Consider the following 3,119-nt stretch of genomic DNA (forward strand, 5'->3'; position numbering starts at 1 on the left):
GACAGCCCGACGCGGTCAGCTCCGCGATCTGCTGCAACGTGGCACCGATGTCCGACGTACGCGTCGTCGTCATCGACTGCACCGACACCGGGGCGTCGCCACCCACCGCCACGGAGCCGACCTGGATCTGCCGGCTCTTCCGGCGCTCGGCGAGCTTGGTCGGAACGGACGGCATGCCGAGTGAAATCGCAGTCATCTGCTGTGCAACCCCAAGTTGTGGATCAAGGTCTGGACCCGGATCGGCGGGCTCCAAGCCCCGAGATTACGCCACAGGCGTGGACGCCAGCACATCACGGTCAGTAAACCCACCCAATGGGCGGCGGCCGGGAAGCAAGTCTCCCCGGCCGCCGCCAACTCCGTATGGCTAGGAGATTTTCACCGGGTTAACCACGTCCGCGATCAGCACCAGGAGGGTGAAGCAGACGAAGATCCCGGCCACCACGTACGCCACGGGCATCAGCTTCGCCACGTCGAAGGGGCCCGGGTCGGGGCGGCGCAGCACCTTGGCCACGGTGCGGCGCAGCGACTCCCACAGGGCGCCCGCGATATGCCCGCCGTCCAGCGGGAGCAGCGGAAGCATGTTGAACAGGAACAGGGACAGGTTGAAGCCCGCGACGAGCAGCAGCATCATCGCGATCTGCTGGGACGGCGGGATGTCCAGCGTGAACACCTCGCCGCCGACGCGGGCCGCGCCGACCACGCCCATCGGGGAGTCCGGCTCACGCGGGGCGTTGCCGAAGGCCGCGTCCCACAGCGCGGGGACCTTGCCCGGCAGGGAGACCAGCGACTCGACGCCGTTCTGCATCATGTCGCCCATGCGCTGCACGGACTGGTCCAAGGACTGCGGGACGATGCCGGTGGCGGGCGTGAAGCCGAGGAAGCCCGCGTCGACGTACTTGCCCTCGACGTAGCCGCCGTTGCCGTCCGTCTTGCTGACCTGGTTCTTGATCAGGTGGGTGCGCAGGTCCACCTGCTGCCCCTTGCGCTCGACGGTGAGCGTGACGTCCTTGCCGGGGTTGGCGCGGATGTCGGACTGGAGGGCGGACCAGTCCGTCACCTGCCGGCCGTCGAAGGCGACGATCTTGTCGCCCGGCTTGAGCCCGGCGGCCTGGGCGGGCGTGGCCGGGTCGCCCTTCGCGCACTTGGTGCGGTTCTCGCTCTGCTGGATGACGCAGTCGGAGACCTTGGAGACCGTGGTGGTCTGGGTCTGGACGCCGAAGGTCATCATCACGCCGAGGAAGACCGCCACGGCGAGCACCAGGTTCATGAAGGGGCCCGCGAACATGACGATGACCCGCTTCCACGGCTTGCGCGTGTAGAAGAGACGGTCCTCGTCACCGGGCTGGAGTTCCTCGAAGGACTGCGCCCGGGCGTCCTCGATCATCCCGCGCCAGGGTGAGGTGGACCGGGCCTCGATCCGGCCGTCCGGGCCCGGCGGGAACATTCCGATCATGCGGATGTAGCCGCCGAGCGGGATCGCCTTTATGCCGTACTCGGTCTCGCCCTTCTTCCGCGACCAGACGGTCGGGCCGAAGCCCACCATGTACTGCGGGACACGGATGCCGAAGAGCTTGGCCGTCGACAGGTGTCCCAGCTCGTGCCAGGCGATCGAGATCAGCAGGCCGAGCACGAAGACGACTATGCCGAGGATCATCATCAAGGTGGTCATGCATGAGCCTCCGCGATTGCCGTCTGCGCCGTCAGTTCCCTCGCCCGGGCGCGCGCCCAGGTCTCCGCTTCGAGGACGTCCGCGACGGTCAGGGAAGTTCCCGTACGGGGGGTGCCGTGCTCCTCCACCACCCGCGTCACCGTCTCCATGATCCCGAGATACGGCAGTGCGCCGTTCAGGAACGCGTCGACGCACTCCTCATTGGCCGCATTGAACACCGCCGGAGCCGTGCCCGCGAGCTCTCCGACGTGCCGGGCGAGTCCGACCGACGGGAACGCCTCATTGTCCAGCGGGAAGAACTCCCAGGTCGAGGCAGTACTCCAGTCGAAGGCGGGCGCCGCGTCGGGCACTCGCTCGGGCCAGCCGAGTCCGATGGCGATCGGCCCCCGCATATCAGGGGGCGTCGCCTGCGCCAGTGTCGATCCATCCGTGAACTCCACCATCGAATGGACATACGACTGGGGATGCACGACGACCTCAATGCGGTCGAAGGGAATGTCGTACAGCAGATGTGCCTCGATCACTTCGAGGCCCTTGTTCACGAGGGTCGACGAGTTGATCGTGATCACCGGGCCCATGGCCCAGGTGGGGTGGGCGAGCGCGTCCTCGGGGGTGACCTGCGCCAGCTCGGCCCTGGTCCGGCCGCGGAACGGGCCGCCGGACGCGGTGACGACGAGTTTGCGCACGTCCGCGCGGGTGCCGGAGGCGAGGGCCTGGAAGAGCGCTGCGTGCTCGGAGTCGACCGGAATGATCTGTCCGGGCTTGGCCAGGGCCTTCACCAGCGGGCCGCCGACGATGAGCGACTCCTTGTTGGCGAGCGCGAGGGTGCGGCCCGCCTCCAGGGCGGCGAGAGTGGGTGCGAGGCCGATGGAACCGGTGATGCCGTTGAGGACGGTGTGGCAGTCGGAGGCGGCGAGACGGGTGGCCGCGTCGGGTCCGGAGAGGATCTCGGGAAGCGGCTCTCCGGGCCCGTAGTGGGCGCTCAGGGCCTCCCGCAGGGCCGGTACGACGTCTTCACGCGCGACCGCGACCGTGCGCACGCGCAGCCGGTGGGCCTGCTCGGCGAGCAGTCCGACCCGGCCGCCGTTGGCGGATAGCCCGGTGACCTTGAACCGGTCGGGGTTGCGCAGCACGAGGTCGATGGCCTGGGTGCCGATCGAGCCGGTGGAGCCGAGGATCACGACGTCCCGTACTCCGTCCACGGGATCGAAGACGAGATGGGGGTCGGCAAGAGGGGCTGGACTGTCGCTCATCCCTCCATTGTTGCCGTACCGCGCGCCCGGGTGGACAGGGTGTCCCCCCGGGGTGTGCACACCCGGCGTCCGCGGGACGTCGCGGTGCTCGTCGGCGCCCCGGGGCGGCCGGGGGACGGCGCCGCCCGGCGGTCCCGGGGCGGGGCCGCGGGGGGGGCCGGGCGGGGGTCGGGCGGCGGGGGGGGGCTTTTTGGGTT

At 69.4% G+C, this 3,119-nt stretch carries 3 protein-coding genes; all 3 read right to left on the reverse strand.

Translation table 11 applies throughout. From position 1 onward, the window contains the following. Positions 1-196: flavodoxin-dependent (E)-4-hydroxy-3-methylbut-2-enyl-diphosphate synthase (locus ABZ823_RS30830; RefSeq protein WP_359074581.1), on the reverse strand; the 196-nt coding region annotated here is incomplete at its 3' end. 168 nt (positions 197-364) lie between these two features. Then, a complete protein-coding gene (locus ABZ823_RS30835) occupies positions 365-1,669 on the reverse strand; it encodes a site-2 protease family protein (protein WP_361666209.1) in 1,305 nt (434 codons plus the stop codon). Next, the gene (gene dxr, locus ABZ823_RS30840) at positions 1,666-2,922 is read right to left on the reverse strand and encodes a 1-deoxy-D-xylulose-5-phosphate reductoisomerase (protein ID WP_361666212.1); all 1,257 of its coding nucleotides are present in this window, start codon (positions 2,920-2,922) and stop codon (positions 1,666-1,668) included. The genes ABZ823_RS30835 and dxr overlap by 4 nt, the downstream gene beginning before the upstream one ends. Between the last annotated feature and the right edge of the window lie 197 nt (positions 2,923-3,119).

Source organism: Streptomyces sp. NPDC047079, assembly GCF_040643755.1.
Classification (GTDB): Bacteria; Actinomycetota; Actinomycetes; order Streptomycetales; family Streptomycetaceae; genus Streptomyces.